The 24,598-nt window shown below is 33.6% G+C and carries 16 protein-coding genes and 1 pseudogene; 13 read left to right on the forward strand and 4 right to left on the reverse strand.

Features of this window, described 5'->3' with window-relative positions; genetic code table 11:
* Position 1 precedes the first annotated feature (1 nt).
* A complete protein-coding gene (locus ACK2M2_RS07700) occupies positions 2-2,983 on the forward strand; it encodes a type III restriction-modification system endonuclease (RefSeq protein WP_419347208.1) in 2,982 nt (993 codons plus the stop codon).
* 57 nt (positions 2,984-3,040) lie between these two features.
* Here ACK2M2_RS07700 and ACK2M2_RS07705 read toward each other — a convergent pair whose 3' ends face one another.
* Positions 3,041-3,949 carry a hypothetical protein gene (locus ACK2M2_RS07705; RefSeq protein ID WP_180005995.1) on the reverse strand — a complete coding sequence of 303 codons (909 nt, stop codon included), beginning with the start codon at positions 3,947-3,949 and terminating at the stop codon, positions 3,041-3,043.
* 1,770 nt (positions 3,950-5,719) lie between these two features.
* Between ACK2M2_RS07705 and ACK2M2_RS07710 the strand changes: the two genes are divergently transcribed.
* From ACK2M2_RS07710 to ACK2M2_RS07745, 8 genes and pseudogenes are all read left to right on the forward strand, one after another.
* Positions 5,720-6,700, forward strand: coding sequence for a hypothetical protein (locus ACK2M2_RS07710; RefSeq protein WP_180005996.1), 981 nt, complete (start codon positions 5,720-5,722; stop codon positions 6,698-6,700).
* Positions 6,693-7,736 carry a hypothetical protein gene (locus tag ACK2M2_RS07715; protein WP_419347211.1) on the forward strand — a complete coding sequence of 348 codons (1,044 nt, stop codon included), beginning with the start codon at positions 6,693-6,695 and terminating at the stop codon, positions 7,734-7,736. Before ACK2M2_RS07710 ends, ACK2M2_RS07715 begins: the two co-directional genes overlap by 8 nt.
* A 119-nt stretch (positions 7,737-7,855) precedes the next feature.
* The gene (locus tag ACK2M2_RS07720; protein WP_419347213.1) at positions 7,856-8,146 is read left to right on the forward strand and encodes a helix-turn-helix transcriptional regulator; all 291 of its coding nucleotides are present in this window, start codon (positions 7,856-7,858) and stop codon (positions 8,144-8,146) included.
* Between the two features lie 18 nt (positions 8,147-8,164).
* Complete coding sequence (locus ACK2M2_RS07725) at positions 8,165-9,616, forward strand: DUF3987 domain-containing protein (protein ID WP_419347216.1); 1,452 nt, start codon at positions 8,165-8,167, stop codon at positions 9,614-9,616.
* Between the two features lie 353 nt (positions 9,617-9,969).
* Positions 9,970-10,122 (forward strand): hypothetical protein, encoded by a 153-nt coding sequence (locus ACK2M2_RS07730; RefSeq protein ID WP_162840074.1) that lies wholly within the window; start codon positions 9,970-9,972, stop codon positions 10,120-10,122.
* A gap of 203 nt (positions 10,123-10,325) precedes the next feature.
* On the forward strand, positions 10,326-12,530 hold the full coding sequence (locus ACK2M2_RS07735) for an ankyrin repeat domain-containing protein (protein ID WP_419347219.1): 2,205 nt from the start codon (positions 10,326-10,328) through the stop codon (positions 12,528-12,530).
* Between the two features lie 442 nt (positions 12,531-12,972).
* Positions 12,973-13,202: pseudogene (locus ACK2M2_RS07740) on the forward strand (helix-turn-helix transcriptional regulator).
* Between the two features lie 450 nt (positions 13,203-13,652).
* The gene (locus tag ACK2M2_RS07745; RefSeq protein WP_419347221.1) at positions 13,653-15,851 is read left to right on the forward strand and encodes a TonB-dependent siderophore receptor; all 2,199 of its coding nucleotides are present in this window, start codon (positions 13,653-13,655) and stop codon (positions 15,849-15,851) included.
* Positions 15,852-16,578: 727 nt separating this feature from the next.
* Here ACK2M2_RS07745 and ACK2M2_RS07750 read toward each other — a convergent pair.
* From ACK2M2_RS07750 to ACK2M2_RS07760, 3 genes are all read right to left on the reverse strand, one after another.
* Complete coding sequence (locus tag ACK2M2_RS07750; RefSeq protein ID WP_419347223.1) at positions 16,579-19,086, reverse strand: TonB-dependent siderophore receptor; 2,508 nt, start codon at positions 19,084-19,086, stop codon at positions 16,579-16,581.
* A gap of 239 nt (positions 19,087-19,325) precedes the next feature.
* The gene (locus ACK2M2_RS07755) at positions 19,326-20,279 is read right to left on the reverse strand and encodes a FecR family protein (protein ID WP_419347226.1); all 954 of its coding nucleotides are present in this window, start codon (positions 20,277-20,279) and stop codon (positions 19,326-19,328) included.
* A 30-nt stretch (positions 20,280-20,309) separates the two neighbouring features.
* Positions 20,310-20,816 carry a sigma-70 family RNA polymerase sigma factor gene (locus ACK2M2_RS07760; RefSeq protein WP_419347228.1) on the reverse strand — a complete coding sequence of 169 codons (507 nt, stop codon included), beginning with the start codon at positions 20,814-20,816 and terminating at the stop codon, positions 20,310-20,312.
* A gap of 209 nt (positions 20,817-21,025) precedes the next feature.
* Here ACK2M2_RS07760 and ACK2M2_RS07765 point away from each other — a divergent pair, with 209 nt between their 5' ends.
* Genes ACK2M2_RS07765 through ACK2M2_RS07780 form a run of 4 tightly spaced genes read left to right on the forward strand, consistent with a single transcriptional unit; the run spans position 21,026 to position 24,597 of the window.
* Positions 21,026-21,337: a hypothetical protein gene (locus ACK2M2_RS07765; protein WP_419347229.1), complete on the forward strand. Its 312-nt coding sequence runs from the start codon at positions 21,026-21,028 to the stop codon at positions 21,335-21,337.
* Positions 21,334-23,031, forward strand: a complete 1,698-nt coding sequence (locus ACK2M2_RS07770; RefSeq protein ID WP_419347232.1) for a PepSY-associated TM helix domain-containing protein — start codon at positions 21,334-21,336, stop codon at positions 23,029-23,031. Before ACK2M2_RS07765 ends, ACK2M2_RS07770 begins: the two co-directional genes overlap by 4 nt.
* Complete coding sequence (locus tag ACK2M2_RS07775) at positions 23,028-23,375, forward strand: DUF3325 domain-containing protein (RefSeq protein WP_419347235.1); 348 nt, start codon at positions 23,028-23,030, stop codon at positions 23,373-23,375. Before ACK2M2_RS07770 ends, ACK2M2_RS07775 begins: the two co-directional genes overlap by 4 nt.
* A 13-nt stretch (positions 23,376-23,388) precedes the next feature.
* Complete coding sequence (locus ACK2M2_RS07780) at positions 23,389-24,597, forward strand: efflux RND transporter periplasmic adaptor subunit (protein WP_419347238.1); 1,209 nt, start codon at positions 23,389-23,391, stop codon at positions 24,595-24,597.
* Position 24,598 lies beyond the last annotated feature (1 nt).

Here is a 24,598-nt window from a genome sequence, read left to right on the forward strand (position 1 = left end):
CATGAATGCAACATTGCCTTTATTTGCACCACAGCAGACTAAACAATTCCATTTCGAAGGTAATTTACAGCATCAACAAGATGCTGTAAGTAGCATTCTAGCAGTTTTGGAAAATGTGACTTTTACAAAGCCTAATCAGCAAATGGCTCTAGTGAGTAATCCTTTAGCACCGAAAGAAAAGCAATTGGGATTAACAGACTATGGGAAATCCATTGAAGCAGTACAAAAACACAATGGAATTGTAGGTCATCAAGCTAAATCTGAAAGTAATGTTCTTGATATTTCAATGGAAACAGGTACAGGTAAAACTTATACCTATACCAAAATGATGTTTGAGCTTAATAAGCACCTCAATCTGTTTAAATTTATTGTTGTTGTACCTACATTACCTATTAAGGCAGGTACGACTACTTTTTTAAAGTCACAAGCATCACAAGAGCATTTTGCGACTAATTATCAGAATAAGTCTATCCGTTGTCATGTTGTCGAAAGTCAGTCAGGTAAGAAATCCAAGAAAGATTTTATGCCTCAAAGTATTCTGGATTTTGTACAAGCACGTGATGATGGTCATACTATTCATGTACTTGTAATTAATGCAGGGATGGTTAACTCAGATACGCTTAGTAAGAAGTATGACCGTGCTGTATTTGATCAATTTAATACACCTGTTGATGCAATTGCATCAATTGCTCCAATGGTTATTATTGATGAACCACACCGCTTTCCAACTGCACAAAAGACTTGGGCAAATATTCAAAAGCTAGGTGGCCAATTTATTGTTCGTTATGGAGCAACTTTCAATAATAATTACTATAACCTTATTTATCAGTTAACGGCTGTAGATGCCTTTAATCAAGATTTGGTTAAAGGTGTTGTAGCATATATTGAAGAGTTTGAAGGTGCGAAAGATACTTCTATTAAACTTATTGATATTGATATAAGCAACAAAAAGAAAGAAGAAGCAATTTTCCAAGTCAAAAAGGGAAAATTTACTGAAAAAGTTCATTTACTTAAAAATGAATCTTTAAGTAAAGTTGATCAAAACTTTGGTAGCCTAACCATTGATAACCTAAACAAAACCACAGTGGTGTTATCTAACGGTTTAGAACTTAAAAAAAATGATGTGATTGATCCGTATTCTTACAATGAAACATTGCAGGAAAAAATGATCCGTAAAGCCATTACAAATCATTTTGAAATAGAAAAAGATTTATTGACTCGCTCAACTGCTCGGATTAAACCATTAAGCCTCTTCTTTATTGATAATATTGAAAGTTACCGAGGTAAAGAAGGAGAAAAAGGAAGTTTAGCTTTATTTGTAGAAGCTGAAATTGAAAGGCATGTCACTCAGCTTTTGACAACTGAAACTCATGAAGCCTACCGAGAATATTTAGAGAATACTTTGAAAGATATTTCTCAATCTCACGGTGGTTATTTCTCTCAAGATAATTCTGAAAAAGATGAGAAAATTGAGAAAGAGATTGAGGAAATTCTGCATGATAAAGAAACTTTATTGAGTCTAGACAACCCACGTCGTTTCATTTTTTCAAAGTGGACATTACGTGAAGGTTGGGACAATCCGAATGTATTCCAGATTTGTAAATTGCGTTCTAGTGGTGGTAAAACTAGTAAGCTACAAGAAGTTGGTCGTGGCTTACGTCTGCCAGTAAATGAGTTTATGCAACGTGTTAAAAATGAAAACTTTCAGTTGCATTACTATGTTGATTTTACAGAAAAAGATTTTGTAAAAGAGTTAGTAGAAGATATCAACAGCAAATCATTAGTTGAGTTTGATGAAACTAAACTGACTAATGAACTAATTGCTCAAATTCTGGATAAATATTCAAATCTGTTCAATGATGAAGATGCTTTACTAGAGCACCTAGATGGTCTTGATGCAATTAAGCGTAATAATGACTTTAAAGAAGGCGGTTTGGCGAAGTTAAAGCAAGAGTTCCCTCTAGTTTTTGCTCAAGGTCTAAAAGCAAATAAAGTACGTAATGCTGGAGATACAAAGCAGAAAGCAACTATGCGTCTTGCTAAGTATGCTGAGCTTAAAGAAATGTGGGAAACTCTTAACCGTAAAGTGATTTTGGAATACAAAATCGACTCTGAAGAGCAATTCCATGCTTTGCTCAAAGGTTATTTTGAGGCGAATTTAGATAGCTTTAAAAAGACAGGAAGTTTCACCAAAAAGCATACTTTAATCATTGAAAATAATTTGGCATCACAGCAGGTTGAGCGTTCGATTCATGAAGAGGTTTTACCGATTCAAACCATGACCTATGGTGAATTCTTACATGATTTAGCCATTTCATTAAAAGTGAACCGTAATACACTTCATCAAGTATTTTTACAGTTGTTACAAAGTGCAGATAAACATTTAGATATCAACCAATATCTAAGCCAAAGTACTATTCGCTCAATTCGCAGTGGCTTTAATGATTATTTATTAAAACAGTCATTCCAAAGTTATCAAATAGGTTTAACGGATGTATCTAATACAGTCCACCCTACTGTATTCACTGATGAAGAAGGTGAACCATTAGCTGAGATAGATAGTGCTAACTTAGGGCGAATGACTGAGGCTTTAAATATTGCAGATAATTATTTATTCAATGAACTCTTTTATGACTCACCTCTTGAAAAAGAAAATATCTGTGAAAAAGTTTCTGAAGTATCTGTATTCACAAAGATTCCTAAAAACTCAATTCGTATTCCTATAGCAGGTGGTGGAACCTATTCTCCAGACTTTGCCTATATTGTTGAGTATGAAAGTGGAAAGAAAACTTTGAATTTGTTGATTGAAACGAAAGATAAGGCAAACTATACCTTATCTGAAGAAGAGCAGCGTAAAATTAAACATGCGGAACTTTTATTTCAAAATGTCAGAGATGATGTAGACGTTGTTTTTAAAACTCAATTTGAAAGTGAAAAAGTCGTTGAAATTATTCGTACAGCTTTGGGTACATCTAATAAGTAAGGGAAAGCTGTAACTAAAAATAAAGCTGCCAAAAATTGTTTTGGCAGCTTTATTTATTTATTTACATAAATACCAACCATAAGCATTTTCCCAAATATTACGCCCTGCTTCTAATGGAATGCCATCAAAGTGAACACTTGGAGAAGCTTGTATACCACCTGTGTTAGTTAACCAACCTCTTAAACTGATTTTTATATTTTTTCCATCATTCGAGAATTGCTCTAAACTTCCGACGGCAACTCCATTAGCTTTTTCATATTGTAGTTGACCTAAAACATAAAGATTTGTAGGGAAATTGAGTGTAACGTCTTTACAAACTTTACTGCCAATGTTTTTGGAAGTTGGTTTATTTGAATTTAAGAAATTAGTATAAGTCTGTTGTTTTGCTTTTTCTTGTGCTTGATACTTTTCATTTAAAGCTCGTTGTCTAGATTGCTCTATGTCCTTTTGTACTTGGTGTTTAAAGTAAAATGAAGTTATATCAGAAGATGACATTATTTCAGTTTTGAGCTTAACATATCTAAAAGTATAAGATTTTGAGTCTGTTGCACGTTCACTTATTGGCTCAATTAGAACACCCCAACTTTTATTATTTGGCAGACTGCATCTAAAACCACCGACTGCCTCATCAACTTTATATTTTTTTAACAGATTTCGTGCATAGGGATCTCGTACTTGATCCATTGGACTCGATTCAATTCTATCAAATTTACCATTTTGATTTTGACAAAAAAGACTTAAAGAAGTTTTAGGAATCAAAGAATTAGGATTACTTATGTCCCCTTTATTATCCCATACATAAACATAGTCTTTTCCTTTGTTATCTGAACCATTTAATTTCATTTTTAAAACTAAATCATTAGGGCTTGAAAATTTGCTGACTTTTTCTGGCGTTATGCTTTCTATAGTTTGGCAGCCACTAAGAAAAATTAAAGATATTGGTAAAGATAAGTATAAGATTTTCATGAATTTAAAAAATAGTTTAAAAGAGTATTACAGTTAATGTTATGTGAAAAGTAAATGATAAAAAATATCAGTTTTAAGATTATTTGGAATAAAGAAAGGCTACATACCAAATGGAATGTAGCCTTAAAAGGTTTTTGAGAACATTTCCTTGTTCAATTTTAACGTCTTTATTGACTGCTCAATTTTTTCATGCTGACTTAAGCCATATTCCACTTCAAATTACTAAATCTAGGATTTAGTTTTTTCTTGCCTAAGATGGAAAAGCAAGACACTTATATTTTTCATGTCCGTGTGAACATTAGCTAAATTAAAAAGCACTTAGCAACTCCGCATAAGCAGCATTTCTTCAGTGACCAAACTTCAGAATACTTATGCTTTATCAATCATGGTCTAGTTTGAGCGACCAAGCCCAAACATAGGAATGCGACCAAGCATTCCACTAACCTTCTTCTAACATATTGCCGAACATATTCTCATATGTGCCGACTCAAGCTTTCGCAGTGAGCAATCTGATGACTCAGACTGTTTTAGGATTCGCTTTAAGCTAGCTATCCCACTTAGTACAAATCTTAGTATGAAGATCTGTACCACAATTTCCACAAGTAAAAACTTGCTTTATATGCGCTACTTGCCATCGCTCCCACACTGTATAAATTAACAGACCTTTAACCAATTTAAGTCCTTCATACAGTGCTTCCCAAGTTATTTCAAAGTGTCTTAATGTGCAGACCGTTTATCCTCTCGCTTGCATACATACTTCCTGTTTCCCCCAACCGTAGTTCCTTAGTTTTATCGGGATATGATGTATACACAACTTTATAAAGGGTAAAACTCTTACACTCCAATCAGCATCTATCGATTAATGCCGTTACACGTTTAAGCTATCCAGCGACCCATTCAGCTTGCGCCAAATGGTGCCAACTTCTCCACCGTTAGGCTCGAAGTCCTAGTACCTCACGGTACTCTCAGCAGCCATCGTGATTGGAAATGAGCATACTTTTCGCAAGTTATTCACTTGCCTCGATCAAGCATACACACTCAGCTATTAACGGAGACTATCGCACATCCTGTGCTGCTCCTGACTGTATCACTTTGAACAGGGTATCAATTCAAAACCTAAGTTTTAAATCTAATCTGGCTATTCCTAACCAAATGACCATTTCGGAATAAATTCCTTATAGGCTCCCGTGTCCTTGTCGCCCAACAACTTTATATGCAATGCATATAGGAACTCTTAAATCCAAGTTGAATGAACGGATAGAAGAAGAGCATTGCAGCTCTCCAGCCCCCGTTGCAACGTACCGAGCGAGGTTTCCCCAGCAGTCCGCTACATCGGCAGTACAAGAATGGTTAGTTCATGTACTCACGGCAATATGTATCAAAGTTTTGAATGGTGGTCTTTAACCCATCCAAAACTTCAAAGAAGAAAATTAAGGATGGATGGTCAGTCCACTATTCGATTGATAATTTCATATTAGTACATCTAATTTCAAATATCAATATTATTGATATTAAATTTAAAATGATATAAATTTAACTAATGAAGTTTGTGTCGTCATTAGGAACTACTTAATTGCCACCTTACAAAGTGAGGTGATCATTCATAAAGCTATGGCTTTGCCATAGCGGTTTTTGAGCAAAGCTCAAAAGTAAAAACACCTTAATTCAGACAATATCTATTGTTGATTGACACAAATGCTTAGATGGGATTCCACAGGGAAAAAGTGGATTGTTGATTTACAGTTAAACTGTATTGTTGGATGACAAAAGATGATTGATTACAGCCCTCATACCAAATACACAGCACAAAAAATTCAGGATAAAGTTACTCGTGGAGCATACTTCTATTCATCATTTAGTATTGATAATGGTATTGGCTCAACAACCAATATTAAGAAACTCATTGAAAAACTCACGATCAGATATGATCTAAATTTAACTAGTCGTCAGAGAAATTACCGCCTTAAAACAGGAAAGCCGATTGCAGATCTGATTGTGCAAGATGTTATTTATGAAAATAGATGGCTTTTTATTTTATTAATCACCACGCCTAACAGCCATAAACATAGTAAACAGCCAGTTCACCCTACTGAACAGCATAAGCAAATCGGCAAAGATAAAATCTATGAAATGGAAGAGTTGTCTTTTACTAGAGAAAATATTATTGCTGAAACACATCTAATCCATGACTACTTTAAAGATGGTGAATTTTTGAAGTTTGTAATGTCTAAGCCTTATCTAGAGTTAGATTTTGCAGGATGTTCAGCAGAACTTGTACGAATGACCCATAAGAAGTACAAAGCAAATTCTGACAAATTTTATAAAACGCCAAGTAAACCCTTTAGTTGGACTTGGAGATGGAAAAAAGAAGTTATAGCGAAAAAGAAAACAGACTTAGTTAATATTATAAATCGCTATGTTTCACAACCTAACAAGGCTAAACCAATTGAAGATCTTGTTAAATGGCAGTCCTTTTTTCAAACCTATGCTGTTTTTAGAGGGATGAGACAACAGGTTGGACGACTATACACATTAGGGAAATTATTTCTATATAGTCGTGGTAAGCAAAGATGGGATGATTCAAATTTGCCTACTTTGAAACTCTATTTTGCTCCACGCTATGAAACATATGCTGAAAGTTATGATGAATACTGTTTACGCAGAGAAATTTATATAAACTTTAATTTTGAATTACCTCGAGAAATTATCTTAACAAATGACTGGAATATCATTAATGAGTATCTTGAATGATACGGAAGAGCTATTTGAATGTAATACGCAAAATAAAACAATTTTATCTCTGTATTTGTCATTCATTTATCTGCACCTAGACTCCTCAGCAATAGCAGAAAAATTTGGAAAAATTGATATTGAAAATAATTTTGTAAAAGCAAGAAATATAATTTTCAAGGAATTGATTGATAATTTCTCTTTTAATTATGTGGCGTTAATAATTATAAATAGAAAGGAATGCCCATTCACAGATTTAGGAAAATTTGGATTAGAAAATATTAATATTTTTTATGAGAATATTAAATTACTTAAGAAATCTAGCTATAAGCAAATGAACCAAATTTGTAGAAAAATAAGAGCAAATATTTTATGCTTTGAATCCATTTTTTTGTCAGAGATAATACGTCAATCATATGATATTAAGAAAGGAAATTTATTTAAGTTTTTAGTATTAGAGTTTGTTATTCAATCAGTTTATTTGTGTGATTTTTTATATACTCAAAAGAAAACCCATGAAATGAAAATTTTAAATAAAATTTCTATTGATTTCCTTGACGAAATTAAGAGTTTTCTTATGAATTTTGATTATAAAATAGATATAATTTCTTCTAATTATGCTGATTTAACAAAAAATTGTATAAATCAAAGAAAAGAATCAGTTTTTGATGATCGTAAAATGAAATCTTTAAACATAATTAAAGGTAATAAAATAAGTAATTATCAGTCAAATATATATTTATTCTCTAATGAAATAAATAAAATGTATAAAGATAATAAGAAATATCCTGAAGTTGTAGAACTATTTAAAAAAAACTTATGTGATAGAAAAATAATTACATCAAAAGATTATTTAGATGAAATAATTACTAAGACAATTGATCAAACTAAAAATCTTTATTGGAACAATAATAAAGAAAATGTTGCTCCATCAGAGTTAAGGAAAGTTTTAGAGCAGTGGATAGCTACAGAATTTAAAGGATTTTGTGAAAGGAAAAGTATTAAATTTCACAATATGATTTCAGTTTTTATTATGCAATGTAAAGCCAAGTTTTAAATCATTTAAAATCAGTGGTTTATATTTTATTTTTAACGTGACTGTCTATTGAGGTCTAGAACACACAAAGTTTCTTATGTAGTTTTATTGAGAACGTTTGGAACTCAAAGAGATGTAAAATGGCTGATAGAAATACATATTCTGAAATAATGAAGTATGAAGATTTATGTAATACTCCTGAAAAAAAACTCAAAGTTGTTATTAAAGATAACTTAAAAGGTGATTATCGTATTCAGAATGCAAAACCTGCATCAAAAGGTTATTTAAACATAAGTAAAGCAACTCTATTTCGATGGATTAAGGAGGGGAAATTTCCTGAACCAACAAGATTAAGTCCTAAAATTATCGTTTGGTCAAAGTTTGAAATTGATGAATGGCTTAAAAAAAATAATCTTAAGGTTTCTAAATAATTTTTGGTGAGTATAGTAATGGAAAATTCTAATCTAAATAATAAATGGAATAAACCTATTCCATTAAAAGCTGATGTTTTTTTAAATCCTATTCCTTACCCAAAAAAGTTTCTACCTGAAGTTATTCATTTAGCAGCTGAAGCAGCCTCTGAATATGTCCAAGTAGATTATTTGTTAGCAATACATTGTATTTTGAGTGTCATTTCTCATATAGCTCAATCAAGTGTAAATGCACCATCACTATTAAATAGTGAAAATGGTATGCCATGTAGTCTTTTTTTGATTGCAGAAGGTGGAAGTGGTGTAAGAAAATCTACTTGTTATAACTTAATAGCAAAACCATTAATGGATAAAGAAAAAAAAGAAATCCAGAGGTTTAAAGCCTTAATAAAAGTATCGAAGAAAAATTCAAAAAAATCTGAAAATTTAATTGATGACTTTGAATTAGAGATCAAAGATCCAACGTGTTTTTTCTCTGACATTACCATTGAAAAATTATTGTCGATGTATATTGATGGAGGACTTGAATTCGCCTCATTAAGTACCGATGAAGCTGCACAGTTTTTTGAAGGGTTTTCGATGAAGAGTGACTCAGCACGCTCTAATTTAGGTGCAATGACTAAAATCTATGATGCTGGTAATTGTCAAAAAAAACGTGTTGGGACTAATGTTGGTATTGCTAGTGATGGTAATGCTTTTGACATTAGACTGACATTTAATTTATTAGGGCAAAGGGTAATTCTACAAAATGCTTTACTCAGTCCTATTTTAAGAGATCAGGGTTTCTTACCGAGATTTATATTGAGTATACCTGAATCACTTGAAGGCTCTAGACTTCATACAGCTGAGTTTAGAGAAAAACTTAGAAATGCCCATTTAGATTCTAGATTAAATAATTTTTGGAATCGTTGTATAGAGCTTTATGAAAAGTCTAAATCAAATAGTGGATTTGTCGTACTTCAATTAAGTGAAGAAGCTGAAGTAATTGATAGGTTTTTCTACAATGATTGTGAAATTAAACAACAGAGTGGAGGTGATTATGAGGAAATAAAAGCCTTTGCTAGTCGAGCAAGTGAAATAAGCAGAAGGGTCGCTACTAATTTAGCTTTCTTTAGTATGGAAGAAGAAATTACTGAAAATACTATGAAAGCAGCTTGTGAAATAGTGCGTTATTCATTAAATGAATGGATGAGATATCCATCTATTAATGATCATACTTTAATTGATTCTGAGAAACTACTTAATTCATTTAAGCGCTTATTTTTAAGGTCTCAAAATGAAGACGCTACAATAGATAAGTTTGTAGTTGAAAAGATCATTGCACAAAAGAATGCTCCAGCTCATCTCAGAAAAGTTGCAGAGTTTAAGCCAGTATTAGATGTTTTAATAGAACACAAATACGTTAAAATAATTGAACTAAATAATCGTACATATCTAGAAGGTAATCCTCATTTCTTCAAAAAAGAGTGAGATTTTGCGATTTTCTAGGGAAAAGCTAGTAATACCAACCTATTGATTGGTGCAGTTAAAAAGCGATATGTTGCGATATTATGTTATCGCAGCTTGTCGCTTTTAATTTGCGATATCTGAATATGGTTTGGATAAGTGTTAGCGGTGGAAAATCGCAAAATCGCAAGGAATTAGGTGGGTTGTACTGCAAATTACTGGATAAGTTAGCTACGTATTCCTATATTTAGCCTACCAGTGCTTCTTATTACTAGGCAGATGCTATTTTCATTTTTTTAATATTTTCCCGCCAACTGCCTTGCAGTTATTTTATTTTATAAAATCTATATTACTCCCATGCCGAAGAGGAGTTAATTATGGCTTATTTATATCAATGTGCAGGATGTTATACAACACTTTATGGAGATGCCTTACCAGAAGGTGAGCATTACAATTATATCGTCAATGGAGAACTTTGCTCTTCATGTCAAGCAGAGCAAGACAATGATTATTATGACGATGATGATTGATATGAAGTTTTCGAATAACAAAGACATTCATCAATTCATTACTAAACTTTTAAGGCAAAAATCTATCTATGTGTCTAAAGGTAAAAAGCATAATTTTTTAATGATTAACAATAGAAAATTAGCTATTCCATCAACACCAAGTGACTTTAGAAGTTTTCAACAGTTTAAACACGATGTAAATCGATTTTTAAGAAGTGACTAACATGCAAACTACATCATTAGTATATCCAACTGGTGCCGTACTACTCAGAGAAATTGCTAACCATTTTGGCTTAAAGAACCATACAGATCTAGCAAAGCAAATTGATGAATATACAGATAATATTCACTATCCGCATTATTTTGAAGAGAGCTTTATCAAAGCACTTTTTAATAGCAAATATTTTTCAGCAAATACTCAAAGTAAAATGATTCATGCATTCAGAAAAGCAATGCAGGAATTTTATGGTTTTCAATTACGGTTTAGCTTGAATGGCGATGCTAAGCAAAAGGCTACAGATGATTTTTTAAATCTGATGATCTCAGTAAAATTTATCCCAATTCTAAAGCAACATTTGATTTCACTAGGTTGTATTTCGAAAAATCAAAAATCTCACTTTGTACGTGAACTTTTAAAACAAAATTTTAACGTCACGAAATTTACTAAAGAGTTACAAGACCGCTTTAGACTTTGGGGGAATTTAGAAGAGCTTCCTGAACCGCAAAGCTTACAGCTCATTGTTAAAGATCATATACATTTCACTAAACAAGCTGAAATTCTGTCTATGCTTTTAATCGCTCGGACTTTAGACAGCCTTTATAAAAATGGCATAACAGAGAAAGAATTTTCAGATCAAGAGTTTGGCCCTTTTATTCAGCAAGTACTAAACACAGAAAATGAATCGGCATATCTATATTTATCATTGAATGACTTAATTTTTTCAGCTTTGTTGAAGCTGCCTAAAGAAAATATTACTTTAGATGAATATAAACACAAGGATACAGAGACATTATCCTCACTATATAAACGTATTCCGAATCAACCCGAGCAACTACAGTTTAGTCTCACAAATATCAAGTTTTTTATGCAGACTATTGATCAATATCCAGAGTTTGAAAGCTTTCGCTTTAGTGGATATTGGGCTATAGCTCGTTACTGCTTATTTACTGGAAAGTTGGATGATTCAATCCAAAGCTATATAAAATGTGTGGAAAGTTGTATCCAATATGATGGACGTAATCTTGAGCAAATTTTAATTGAGGCTTTGACGGTTTGTTCATTACGAAATTCACCTGACAGTAATGTACTTAGAAAATTTGCCAATATTGCAATTCGTTATAATTTTAGATTTTCTAAAATTGATTTAAATTTTGACAGCCTTCCACAAAAGTTTAAATTGGAAAATGTGTTTGAAACATGGGAACTGTACGCTTTAAGAACGCAGGTTTATGATATTTTTGATACAGAGTTATTCATCACTGAAGAATGTTCATTTTTGAATAATCTACCAACGCAAAAATTTTTGACTTTGAAAAACAAGATAAGAATTGACCTGAGCCAACCCAATAAAGTCATCAAAATTGATGAACAAAAAACAGTAAAAATGCCCCAACTGCTACATGCCATTCAATTACGTGATGTTAAAACAGTTAAAGCGTTACTTGATGCTGGCGCAGATGTAAATAAGTTAAGTAGTAGCAATGATTCTGCACTCACGATTTGTCTGAATGATAATATTTTTGAGCTGACAGATGAGCAGAAGCAAATATTAGCTATGCTCTTGGAGCAGAGTTTTTTACCAGCAGTAATAAATGCGGTCACTTCAAAAAAACGTTTAAGTGCGCTTCATTTAGCCATTCAGATTGGTAATCCTGATTTGGTTAAAACACTCATTCAAATGGGCTGCAATGTCAATTTACTTGCAGATATTGAACACCATAGTCCCTTACATCTTGCATTGAAATTGCTTCATCATTCACAGAGGAATTTTTCATTTGAAGATATGGCTAAGCAGATCTTATTACATCCTGAGCAAAGCCAATACAGCCTATACCAGCATTCTGCGGGGAAACTCAAATTAGATGATGCTTTGAAATATCTAAACACGCCTATGGGAAGGAAAATTGGTAAAGAACTATTTGAAGCCATGAAACCCAAAGCATCAACGGAACAGCTTAAAGAAATCATATCTATCTTACTCAAGGCTGGTGCAAACGTGAATCAGGCAGCTAAGTCACCGATTTTAGGCTACACACCGTTTATGTTGGCTTTGGAGAGTGATGAATACGAAATTGCTAAATACATGTTAGAACAGTGTGAAGCAGATATGAATAGTTCCTATGTCGACCCACGCAATGGTCAAATAGTGTTTTTAATAGATATTATTAATCATTTCAAATCAAGACATTGTGAACAACTGATTAATTAAGATAATTTTATAGCACGCCTAGGGTAAATATTATGTTCACTTGGAACAGGAATGACTGTTGTGCTGTGAACAGGAATGGGGGGTAGACTTACACAGTAATGTGCTAACCCCACTCTATTTGATTATTATTTAATCGATTGATTGTGTTGGTATAAATTGTTGGTATGATTAAGTTTTATTAAGTCTAAATATATGATTTACAATGTTTTGGGTACGCCAGTTCAAATCCCGCCACCTCCACCAAATACCTAGTTTTATATGAACTAATATAGTGAAATATAAAACGGAAAGGCTTAATCCTAAAGGGGTTAAGCCTTTTTTTATGCCTAAACATAACGAACTATAGTGTACATGCGTCGTGTACACTGTGTTGTACATTACACATTCTATTGAACTCGTTGGTGTACAAGCCGTGAAAAGAACAAATATTAAAAGACGCGCTATATCGGATACGGTACTTTTAAATCTTGAAGTTAATCAAATTATTAATATTAAAGAAGTCATTCAATTCACAGATGTTAGCTGTTCAACTATATATGAAATAATGGATGAGTTTGCACTGTATCATGATCCAACATTCCATAAGAAATTCAAATCACGCAAAACCGTATTGGCTGGTCTGTTTATGAAATCGATCAATGCATTGAAAATCGGTTTGAGAGTCGAGAATAAGTTAAGCAGTGTTAGCTCTAGTATTTTTTTGTTCAAAATTAATCTGTACGACATATTTTGGCTTTCAACAGATATTTAAAATGAGTGTGCTGAAAAAAGGGAGACTTTCACTTAGTAAGCTAAAGTAGATATTACAAATTATATACAGCTATTTTAGAATCCGCGAAGAATTCAGAAAGATTTATATTCTAAGACACCAAATCAAATGATAGATAAATTTATAAGTTGATTGCATAAAATCTCCCAAATGAGACCTCCCTTTAATTTCAGAATACATGAATATAAAAATGTGATGAATTTTAGTATGAATATTAATAAGAATTGTTTACTATTGTAATTGGGAATTATTACCGTTTGAGGTGTTCAGTCTAACGCTTAGACAACTTGGCTGAATGTATGATTCTTACTCATTTTATGTTGTAACAGTAAATAATTTAAGAGGCATAATCCATGCAACAGCAAAAGAACATTCGTAAGTTAGCTAAAAGAAATTATTTAACAAAAATGATAAAAATCATTATGCTAGGTGCAACATATGTTGCCACAACTGCTGTAGTACATGCTTCTGACGAGACAGAAAAAAGTAATGTGGTAGAGACTAAGATCCTTCCTACGATCACGATTATAGCCAATCAGCTAGGTGGAATAACAGAAAATAGTGGAATATACACACCAAGTACAATCGCTACTGCTACGCGTTTAGTTCTAAAGCCAAGAGAAACACCACAGACAATTAGTGTCATTACTCGACAGGAAATGGATGATTTTAACTTAAATTCTATTGATGATGTAATGCGCCATACACCTGGTGTTAGTGTTGTCACTTATGATAGTGAAAGGACTGAATATTATTCACGTGGGTTTGCTATTCAAAATTTTCAATACGACGGGATTCCTATGCGTCGTGATTCAGCATATTCAGCGGGTAATACCTTAAGTAATACAGCAATCTATGATCGTATTGAAGTCTTAAAAGGCGCAACGGGATTATTAACAGGTGTAGGTGATCCTGGAGCTACGATTAATTTAATTCGTAAAAAACCGACTAGCGAATTTCAGGGTAGTGCATCAGTTGGGGTAGGCTCATGGAATACTTATAGTGGTGAAATCGATTTAAGTGGGCCACTTAATGACTCTGGTACTATTCGTGCCCGTGGTGTTGCGGCATATCAGGATAAAGAATCTGAATTGGATCACTATGAACGTAAAACCCCCGTTTTTTACGGCATAGTAGAAACTGATTTGACAGATAAAACACTTTTGACGGTTGGTGCTGATTATCAAGATAGCAAACCTGAAGGATCAACTTGGGGCGGTATACCCATTTATAATACAGCAGGTAATTTCAATAAAATGCCCGCTAGCTTTAATAATGGTGCACGTTGGAGTAATTGGGAGCAATATACACGGACGATTTTTTCAACTTTAGAGCATAAATTTGATAACGATTGGGTAGCCAAACTACAGTTAAATCACCAAATCAATGGTTATGATGCGCAGTTAGGTGCAGCTGCAGGAGGAAATCCAAATCCAATCGATGGAAGTGGTGTCTCTATGTGGGCTGGAAATTATAAAGGTGAGACAAAAAGCAATGCTGCTGATATATATGCAAGCGGACCATTTAAATTACTTGGACGTGAACATGAATTGGTTGTAGGTGCAAATATTTCGGAAAGTACATGGAAAAATAATGGCTATAGCGCACCTAATGATTATAAGACCACTGTAGATCAATACTATCAATGGAATGGCAATGTACCAGAACCTGATTGGCAAGCAGGTAGTCATTGGACAAATAAAGAAAAGACCAAACAAAATGGACTATATGTTACATCTCGTTTGAATTTACGAGATGATTTAAAATTGATTTTAGGAGGCAGGGTTGCCAATTATGAATCAGAGGATATTAAAGAATCTGGAGTTTTTGTACCATATATTGGTACGGTCTATGATTTAAATGATAATTATTCTCTTTATGCGAGTTATAGCACAATATTCTCACCTCAATCTAATAGAGATGTAAATGGAAAAACACTTGATCCACAAGAAGGTGAGAACTACGAAGTAGGCCTAAAAGGTGAGTTTTATGATGGTCGCTTAAATGCGAGTTTGGCATATTATCAGCTTAAACAAGACAATTTTGCTCAAGAGATTGCTGGTGTGATAACCCCTTCTGGTGATGCTGCATTTGAAGCGATACAAGGCGTTAAAACTAAAGGTGTAGAATTAGAAGTTACAGGTGAGATTATGCCTGATTGGAATCTACATGCAGGTTTTAATCATAAAGTATCGAAACAACAAGAGAGTAAGGTGAGTACGTTAACACCTGAAAATGAGTTTACACTTTATACTAGTTATAAAGTTAATCAATGGGTTGAGGGTTTAACCATAGGTGGTGGTGTACGTTGGCAAGATGAGACATGGGGTAATGTACATAATCCACAATATACAGACCCTGTAAAACATACCGTTTCTGATTATTGGCTAGTTGATGCAATGGCTAATTATAAACTCAATGATCAGTTATCATTTTCATTTAATGTGAATAATCTTTTAGATGAAAAGTATTATACGATTTTTAGCTGGTATAGCACTTATACATGGGGTGAAGGGCGTAACTATAATTTAGGACTCAAGTATAAGTTTTAAAAAATATTAGGATTTTATGTTATGTAGCAACCTTTTTTAAAATAATAATTTTAGAATAGGTTGCTTTTAAGTATTTTAAAACAAAATTATTTTAATAAAATTTATCTTATAAAAAATTAAAAAGAAAATTTTGCTAAATTACAAAAAATCAAATACCAACTTCGGTATGGAGTTGATCTAATTCCGTAACTTTATTTAATACTTCTGTACGAAGATAAATTTCATTAATTAGATTTTAATATAAAAATTCAGGGGATTAGATACAATCTTATGTTAGTTATGATACTCGTTGCTCCGATTTGAGTGGACGATGAGCCTAGTTTCGAGTTTGCACCGATTGCTAAGTATGCCACAATTTTTGATATTTACGAATCTAATTGCACAACAGCAAGTGCTTTCTAGAATTTTTTTTCTCAGCTTTCACTAGATTGTGATTAAATATTTTGATAAGTTTTTAATGGAAATATTTAGTTTTTGATTGATGTAATAGCTCGTTCTTATTCAAGTATAAATTTATTATTTCAGTTTTAAAATTTGAGGTATAACTGTGATGGGGTTATGGATTCATTATTTTATTTTTTGATTTTTTTTTAAGATTGTCCTGATTTTTTTAGAAAGAGTAATGTTTTTAACATTAAATCTTTCATAGATTAAACTTTGCTTAAGGCTTATTCATTTGAGAGTAATATTAATGAATAAGCCTCTATATAAAACTATAACTTATGAACTACCAATTATATTTAACACCAACTTGAAAGTTAGTTGGTGCACCATAATAGCTATTTAACGTAGTTAAATGATATTTTTCATTGAATAGATTATTAATATTTAAATTGGCTGTTAGGTTCTCATTGATTTTATAGCGTGCCATTAAATCAACTATGCCATAGCTTCCTTGTTCAGATTTAAAAGAGTTAGTGCGTTTAACATATGTATAAATATCACTTTGCCAACGAATTCCAGTACCAACTGTTAATGCCTGATTCAATTGGGGGAATGTGTATGAAGTAAATAATTTAGCTATGTTATTTGGTACATCACTATTGAGATTATCACCTTTACTATCTTGAGAAAGATTACGCGCAAAGCTTGCTGAAATTTGCCATAAATCTGTTAGCTTACCTGTTGCTTCCAACTCAAACCCGCGGCTTTTTGTACCAGATTCAGCACGATATGGTGATACTTTTTGACCATTCGGTAGATCAATTTGTGGAGCACCCGTGATGAGTATCGCTTTATTATCTTCTTTTGTTTGATAAATTGCCGCTCCGATATTTAATTGATTATCGAAAAATTCACCTTTAATTCCTATTTCAGTGCTATTTCCAACCAATGGGTCGATAAAATTACCATTAATATCATATCGATCTTGTGGAGAGAAAATAGTTGTATAACTCGTATAAGCGGTCCACGATGGCGTTAGATCGTATGTAAGTCCCACATAAGGAATGATTTCTTTTTCTTGTTGTTTTTTATTCGTTGCGGTACCACCTGTTTCGGGATTGGTCTTTGAAATCCGTTCCCAATCATCAAATCGAGCGCCAATGATCATTGCTAGTGGGTCAGTAAGTTTAAAGCGAGCGGCAGTAAAGGCAGAAAGAGTTTTTTCGTCAGTACTGTACCACCCATTGGTTTTTAGATCCGGTTTAGCAGGAGTATAGCCATCCCAAGTAAAAATATTATCTATTGTATTAACATTCCAACCCGTTGAGCTAGGACGTTTATTTTCACTTTTTGCATATGTGGTTCCAGCAACGATTTCATGTGTTTGATTAAACAAATCAAATGAGCCATTTAAGGTTATATTAAATAAATCTTGAGTGGGTTTGTAGTCCCAGCGTGTTCCATAAAGTAAAGCACCAGCTCCTGTCTCTTTATTGATGCCTGCACCAGAGAATACATAACCTACAGTCTCATCGGATGAAGTAATCGTTCGTGATGCAACTCCTTTTACTTTCCAGTTATCATTAATCTGATGTTCAATATCTGCAAAATAGCCAGTAGTTGAACGATCTGATGTTGACCAATTTGCAGAAGCTGAATCTGATTGTGACCAATTTATAGGTGTTCCATCAGTGTAATAGGTAGGTAAACTACTACGAGCAATACCCGTTATATCAATCTGTTGATAGCTGACTCCTAAACTGGCTTTAGTTTGATCTGATAAGTCTGCTTCAATGACACCATAAGCTACTTTACGTTTTTCATTATAGCGATCAATATAAGAATCACCATCTTGATAAGCCAATACAGCTCGACCACGAACATTGCCTGACTGTGTTAAAGGTGTAGAAACATCAATATCTGCACGATAAGTATCCCATGAACCTGCACTTGCACTGACAGCAGCCTTGAAATCTTCTAATGGTTTTTTACGAACCATATTTATACTTGCACTAGCCGCGCCTGCACCAGTCATTATTCCATTTGCTCCACGAACAATTTCAACGCGGTCAAAAAGTGCCGTATCTTGGCTTTGAAATATACTTGAATATGAATTAAGTAGTTTTACACCATCTAGTAAATAGTTATCTACTGTTTGACCACGAGCATAAATTGGAGAACTATCTGAACCTATATTTCCTCCTTGCTTAGTGGATAAACCAGCAGCTTGATTTACAACATCCATAAGTTGTGTAAGATTTTGATCTTCCATTTGTTGCCGAGTGATAACACTTACCAATTGAGGTGTTTCTTTTAAACTGAGTGTTAATCCAGTAGATGCAGTGGTTGCTTTTGCAGTATATAAACCTGTGTTTTCTGTCGTTAATGGTTGAGTCGTACTTGAGGTGATGGTAATAGTTGGTAGTTTTTCTATTTCATCTGATGTTTGTAAATTTAGATTAGATGGAATCGTGCTAAGTTTAAGTTGATTCGCTTCATTTTCATTTGTTGTTTTGCTTGGGGTGATACCAAACCCACCATTTTTAAGTTTAATTAATTCAAAATTAGTGGGTTGCAATAACTTATTTAAAGCATCTTCTGCTGAATAACTTCCTGTTAAGCCCTGACTATATATTTTTGAAAGGGTCTTTGAATCATAACTGATAGTCGTCCCTGTCTGGATTGCAAGCTGTTTTAAGGCCTGATCAAGTGTACTTTTTTGAATTGAGAGACTATGCATAGTAGCGGCATAAGTAACAGTTGCGGTTAGTCCACATGTAAATGTAGGAACCCCCAAAAGAACTGCACGAATGGCTAGTGCTAATGTATTTTTTACTTGGAATGTCGACATATAAATTCTCATTTAAAAGCATGTTTATCTATAAGTCGAATAGAACAAAAAAATAGCTCATTTTTTCTCAAGGCTTTAGAATGCTAAATTTAAGTTACAAGGAAATATTAAATATAGTAATGATTTCAAATGATTTTTGTTTTATATAAAGCTGTGAAATATTTATTTTTTATAGTACGTAATATCCGTATTGATACGGATAGAGCGCTTAAAAATATAGAGTGAATCGTTAAAGTAAACTATTTCTTTTTCACATAAAGTACATATGGACTATAAAAATTGAGTTCAAGCTGATTGGTATAAGCTAAGCTTTCTAAACTTTGGTGAGTATTGGACAATGAAAAAACACCAGAAACAGTTAAGTTTTTGATATTAGGGTCTATAAAATACTGTCCATTTTTATAGCGATACAATTCATGTAGAACTTTTTTTAGTGGCCAATTTTCTACAACCAATAAATTTTGTGTCCAATAAGGACGATTATTTTTTAAAGGAATAGGTTTAGATATGAAGTCGTTGTCAAATACAGCGCGATAACCTTGTTGAATGACTTGTGGCATTTTTTGGTTGTGAGCATTAATTGCAACAGCATGCTGATAAACATTCAGTTTCGTTTTATTATTTTCGTAGCGAACAGTAAATTGTGTGCCTAGTGCTTGCATATTGCCGTATTGAGTTTTAACAATAAATGGACGTTTTTGTTGATCTTTAGCTGTTTCTATATATATTTCGCCCTGAATCAATTCGACAGTTCGAGTATTTTTTGACAAATGGATATTGATATAGCTATTACTCGACAAAGTGAGTTTAGAGCCATCCTTTAAATTAAAGCTTTTAATTTCGCCTACATGAGTATAGTAGTCTGCTTGCCATTTAGCCCAAGGGAGCTGATGTAAAACACATGAAATGATAAGAAGGCTTGATAAACCTAGAGTAATATTGTTTTTTAATGTTTTATTAAATTTATTTTTAGAGTCGGTAAATGATTCAGATTTTAGATTTGAGGGTAATTCACTTATACCTGACATTAATTTTGTGACTTGCGCAATCGCAAGTGCATTTTCAGGTTTTTGTTTTTTCCAATGTTCAAACTGTTGATATTCTTCATGGCTGACTTTACCTGAGTTTAAAATGACAAGCCAATCAGTAGCCTCATCTAAAACTTGTTCAGAGAGTTGTGCTGGAGTAGTCATAAAGATCAGAAACCAAGTCAATCATATTCATTATTGTAATAAGCTAATACAGGCAAGAAAAGCAAGTTTCATATCTCGCTTTACTGTTGCTTCAGAAATATCAAGTTTTTCACAAATCATTTTATAAGTTAAGCCATCTAGTTGAGATAATAAGAATACTTGTGTAGCACGTGGTGGTAATTTTTCTAAAATCTTATGCACTTGAAATAAGGTTTCTCTAATGCAGATTTCATGTTCAACAGAAGGGTGAAACTCTTCAGGAAGTTGAGCTAAAGCTTTTAAATATAAATGCTCAACATGTTGATGACGCCAATGATCAATAATGACATGTTTTGCAATTCCGAGTAACCACGCTTTAGGTTCTTTAATATTCTCATAATCATAGGTGCTTTTTAAGGCACGATAAAATACTTCATGACTTAAATCTTCAGATTGATGATGATGTTGGAGTTTATTTTTAAACCAATATAGTAGTGTGGTTTGGTGCGTTTGATAGACATGGCTGAACCATAATTGCTTGTTTACATTTAGATTCATAATACAGCCTAATAACAGAGAGAATAAAAACTTATTTTATAGAATGAATTGACTTAAAAATAATTATGGTAATAATAATGATTATCATTATTGAAATCAATAATGAGTTTTACAAACATTAACATTTCTTTTGAGCTTTTTTTTTCTTTCATACGTCTAAGTAAATATAGCTGTGTAAAAGCAGTGTTGTTTATTGAAGTGGTCTAGTCATGAAATCCCATATTATCAAGTCGAATGTGCAACAGCATTATCGATTTATTGTACTAATACGAGTTTTACTTGCTGCATTTGGTGGGTTTTGTGTGGCAAATCTCAGTGTTGCTGTGGTTGGTTTATTGTTCCCCGATAATCTTGCAGTTGCTACCTATGCCGGTTTTCTATTGAGCTTTATTGTTTGGTTAGTTTTTATATTGGCAATATTCAGTATAAAGAAAACCTTAAATACAGTTTGGTTGTGTAGTGGAGCACTTTTAAGTTTAGGGTGTCTTGTAAGTGTCTTAAAAATTTGGGGAAGCACATGAAAGAGGGCTTTCGCCAAAGTATGGCATGGTTACATACATGGACTGGTTTAGTAGTTGGCTGGGTTTTATTTTTTGTATTCTTAACAGGTACAGCAGGCTATGTACAAATTGAATTAACCCGTTGGATGCAACCTGAAAAGGCTCTACAGTCAAGTGTAATTGTTCCCGAAAATGAACAAATGCATAAAGCATATAATTATTTAAAAAATAATCCAGATGCACAAAATGCTGAACATTGGGGAATTAACCTTTTAACCAATCAACGTGGAGCAGATGACTTTGCAGTGAATTGGACTTCTCCTGCAAAAGAAGAAGGGAAGCGGGGTAAATATAATAAAGAGGTACTTGATCTTTCATCAGGTCAGCCTGTTTCTGAGCAAATTCAGCCACGCGAAACTGGTGGCGGTTTTACACTTTATCGAATGCATTATGCTTTACATTATATTCCATATGATTGGGGTATTCGGATTGTTGGCATATGTACGATGTTCATGTTTGTTGCCATCATTTCAGGCATTATTACGCATAAAAAAATATTTAAAGATTTCTTCACCTTTAGACCTGCCAAAGGTCAACGATCTTGGTTGGATGCGCATAATGTGATTAGCGTTATTGCTTTGCCGTTTTATATCATGATTACCTACAGTGGTCTTATTTTCTTTGCAAATGCCTATATGCCTTTGGGTGTTCCAATGGTTTATGGCTCGGGAGAGAAAAATACAGAACGCTATTATGCTGAGCTTTATCCAACCAACTCACGTTTTAATAAAAATGATTCTGCTGTTCCGCCAACCATGGGTGAAATCCAACAAAAATTTGTTCCTATTCAGCCTTTACTCGCAAAAGTTCAAACTGAATGGGGGGGAACACAAAAAATCAGCCAAATAAATTTTTATCCCGATCAAGGTAAAACGCCTGCAAAAATTGAATTTTACCAAACGGGTAGTGACTCTATTGCACGAAAACGTACATCTTTAAGTTTTGATTTATACACAGGTCAAAAGATTCTTCAGGATCAATCTAACCAAGACAAAGCCCCAATGGTATTCGGTACAACAGTATTAGGCTTACATGAGGGTTTATTTGCTTCACCATTGCTACGCATTTTATATGTTTTAACTGGTGTTCTTGGTACGGCAATGATTGCTACTGGCTTGGTGCTTTGGACGGTTAAGCGTCGCCCAAAACAATTAAAAGCAGATCGAATGAGTTTTGGGCACTCCTTAGTTGAGCGCTTGAATATTGCCATGATTGCAGGTTTACCACTTGCTATAGCAGTGTATTTTTGGGCAAATCGACTCATTCCTGCGGATTTTGTAAACCGTGCGAATTGGGAAGTACATAGTTTATATATCACACTATTATTCAGTTTCCTTTATGCATTAAGCAGACCGATTGTACGAGCATGGATTGAAATCTTAGGCCTTGCCGCTTTGGCTTATTTATCCCTTCCTTTATTGAATTTTATAACCACAGATCGTCACTTAGGTGTATCACTTTTACATCAAGACTATGCATTAGCCAGTATTGATATTGGATTTATTGGTATTGGTTTAATTCTCGCATGGGCAACTTATAAGGTTTGGCGTAAGCGTGATTCTATTTTAAAGCTACCAGTCAAAAAAGCTAAAAAGCAACTTGCGCTCAAGACAGAGAATTCCACAGAACTACAAGGTTCCAAGGAGTTGTCATGAACATATTATCGATCAATATCTTAACCACGATATTTTTGATTTATATCGGATTATTTGCATTAAATCTTTCGATGGAGCGTAATGCAAAACTGGTTTTGAAAGAGCCTTTGTCTATAAAAAAAATCCAAATATTTAAAGTCTTTGGGTGGATATTTTTAGCACTTTCATTGTTTCACAGTATTTTAGCGTGGGGTGTTTCGATCGGAATTACAGCATGGTTTGGTGTCATTACGTTGATTGCTGGGGCAATCGTTTTTATCCAATCCTATCGGGCTAGATTGAATTTAAACTTATTAAGAATATCTTTTTTTATTGTGATTGGATTGCAATTTTTTCGACTGTAAATGAGTGAGTTTTATGAGTAATTTAGATGTGAATACAGCGAAAAAACATACATCATTGGGTCGAAAATTGAAATATATCATTGGATTTTTCTTATTGGTTTTGTTAGTTGTAGGTGGAATATATTGGAAAAAGATTTCAAACAAGCCGAAAGAAGAATATAGCCAATGGAGTAAACCTGTACCTGTACGTATTGTCCCTGTACAGCGTAATAACTTAGATGTTGAAATTAAAGCCATTGGTACGGTTGTCCCAGTGCATACAGTAAATGTGCAAAGTCAAGTTTCTGGTTTGCTTCAACAGGTTTATTTTAAAGAAGGGCAATGGGTGAAGAAAGGGCAGATATTGGCTCAAATTGACCCTGCGCCATTTGAAGTGGCTTTGGCACAAGCTGAAGGAACAAGGCAACAAAACCTTGCGCAATTAAACAATGCTGAAACTGAACTTGCTCGTTATCAATTACTGTTTAAACAAGACTCTATTGCAAAACAGCAAGTCGAACAACAACAGGCATTGGTGAATCAGCTCAAAGGTCAAACGCAATCTAATCGTGCACAAGTTGATGCGGCAAAACTTCAATTGTCATATACCAAAATTTATTCACCCATAGAAGGTCGTGTTGGCTTTAAACAAAAAGACGCTGGAAACTTGATTCAAGCCAATGAAAGCACAGGATTGGTGACTATCACTCAAGTTCATCCTGTTTATGTGCAGTTTGCTGTAGCAGAGAACCATCTAACAGCACTGCGCGAAACTTTAAAATCTGGTCATCAAGTACAAGTGAGTGCATGGGATAAAGCAGAGCAAAAGCAGCTTGCAGTGGGTCATGTGCAGGCATTGGATAATCAAATTGATGTCACTACAGGCACATTAAAGTTAAAAGCAGTATTTGATAATCGTAATGACAGTTTATTTCCAAATCAATTTGTGAATGTGCGTTTAAGTTCTCAAACCATTCAAAATGCTGTGACTATTCCGATTGATGCTGTGCAGCATGGTGCAAAAGGAACTTATGTTTACATCATCAATAAAGACAATAAAGCCGAAGTTAAAATGCTTAAATTGGGTTTAAGTACCAATGGGAAAATTGAAGTTTTAGAAGGATTGGATGGTACTGAAAAAGTGGTTCTTGAAGGCATTGACCGTCTTTCAGAAGGTAAAGAAGTTCAAATTATTTCTGATGATCAAAAAAATCACCCTGTAATAGAATCTGTTGCTGGATAAA

This window comes from Acinetobacter sp. TY1 (assembly GCF_048551395.1).
In the GTDB taxonomy this organism is placed as follows: domain Bacteria; phylum Pseudomonadota; class Gammaproteobacteria; order Pseudomonadales; family Moraxellaceae; genus Acinetobacter.

Coding starts and splice junctions, on each gene's coding strand:
- ACK2M2_RS07700 (WP_419347208.1), top strand. CDS start 2: ATGAATGCAACATTGCCTTTATTTGCACCACAGCAGACTAAACAATTC.
- ACK2M2_RS07705 (WP_180005995.1), bottom strand. CDS start 3,949: ATGAAAATCTTATACTTATCTTTACCAATATCTTTAATTTTTCTTAGT.
- ACK2M2_RS07710 (WP_180005996.1), top strand. CDS start 5,720: ATGATTGATTACAGCCCTCATACCAAATACACAGCACAAAAAATTCAG.
- ACK2M2_RS07720 (WP_419347213.1), top strand. CDS start 7,856: ATGGCTGATAGAAATACATATTCTGAAATAATGAAGTATGAAGATTTA.
- ACK2M2_RS07725 (WP_419347216.1), top strand. CDS start 8,165: ATGGAAAATTCTAATCTAAATAATAAATGGAATAAACCTATTCCATTA.
- ACK2M2_RS07730 (WP_162840074.1), top strand. CDS start 9,970: ATGGCTTATTTATATCAATGTGCAGGATGTTATACAACACTTTATGGA.
- ACK2M2_RS07735 (WP_419347219.1), top strand. CDS start 10,326: ATGCAAACTACATCATTAGTATATCCAACTGGTGCCGTACTACTCAGA.
- ACK2M2_RS07745 (WP_419347221.1), top strand. CDS start 13,653: ATGCAACAGCAAAAGAACATTCGTAAGTTAGCTAAAAGAAATTATTTA.
- ACK2M2_RS07750 (WP_419347223.1), bottom strand. CDS start 19,086: ATGTCGACATTCCAAGTAAAAAATACATTAGCACTAGCCATTCGTGCA.
- ACK2M2_RS07755 (WP_419347226.1), bottom strand. CDS start 20,279: ATGACTACTCCAGCACAACTCTCTGAACAAGTTTTAGATGAGGCTACT.
- ACK2M2_RS07760 (WP_419347228.1), bottom strand. CDS start 20,816: ATGAATCTAAATGTAAACAAGCAATTATGGTTCAGCCATGTCTATCAA.
- ACK2M2_RS07765 (WP_419347229.1), top strand. CDS start 21,026: ATGAAATCCCATATTATCAAGTCGAATGTGCAACAGCATTATCGATTT.
- ACK2M2_RS07770 (WP_419347232.1), top strand. CDS start 21,334: ATGAAAGAGGGCTTTCGCCAAAGTATGGCATGGTTACATACATGGACT.
- ACK2M2_RS07775 (WP_419347235.1), top strand. CDS start 23,028: ATGAACATATTATCGATCAATATCTTAACCACGATATTTTTGATTTAT.
- ACK2M2_RS07780 (WP_419347238.1), top strand. CDS start 23,389: ATGAGTAATTTAGATGTGAATACAGCGAAAAAACATACATCATTGGGT.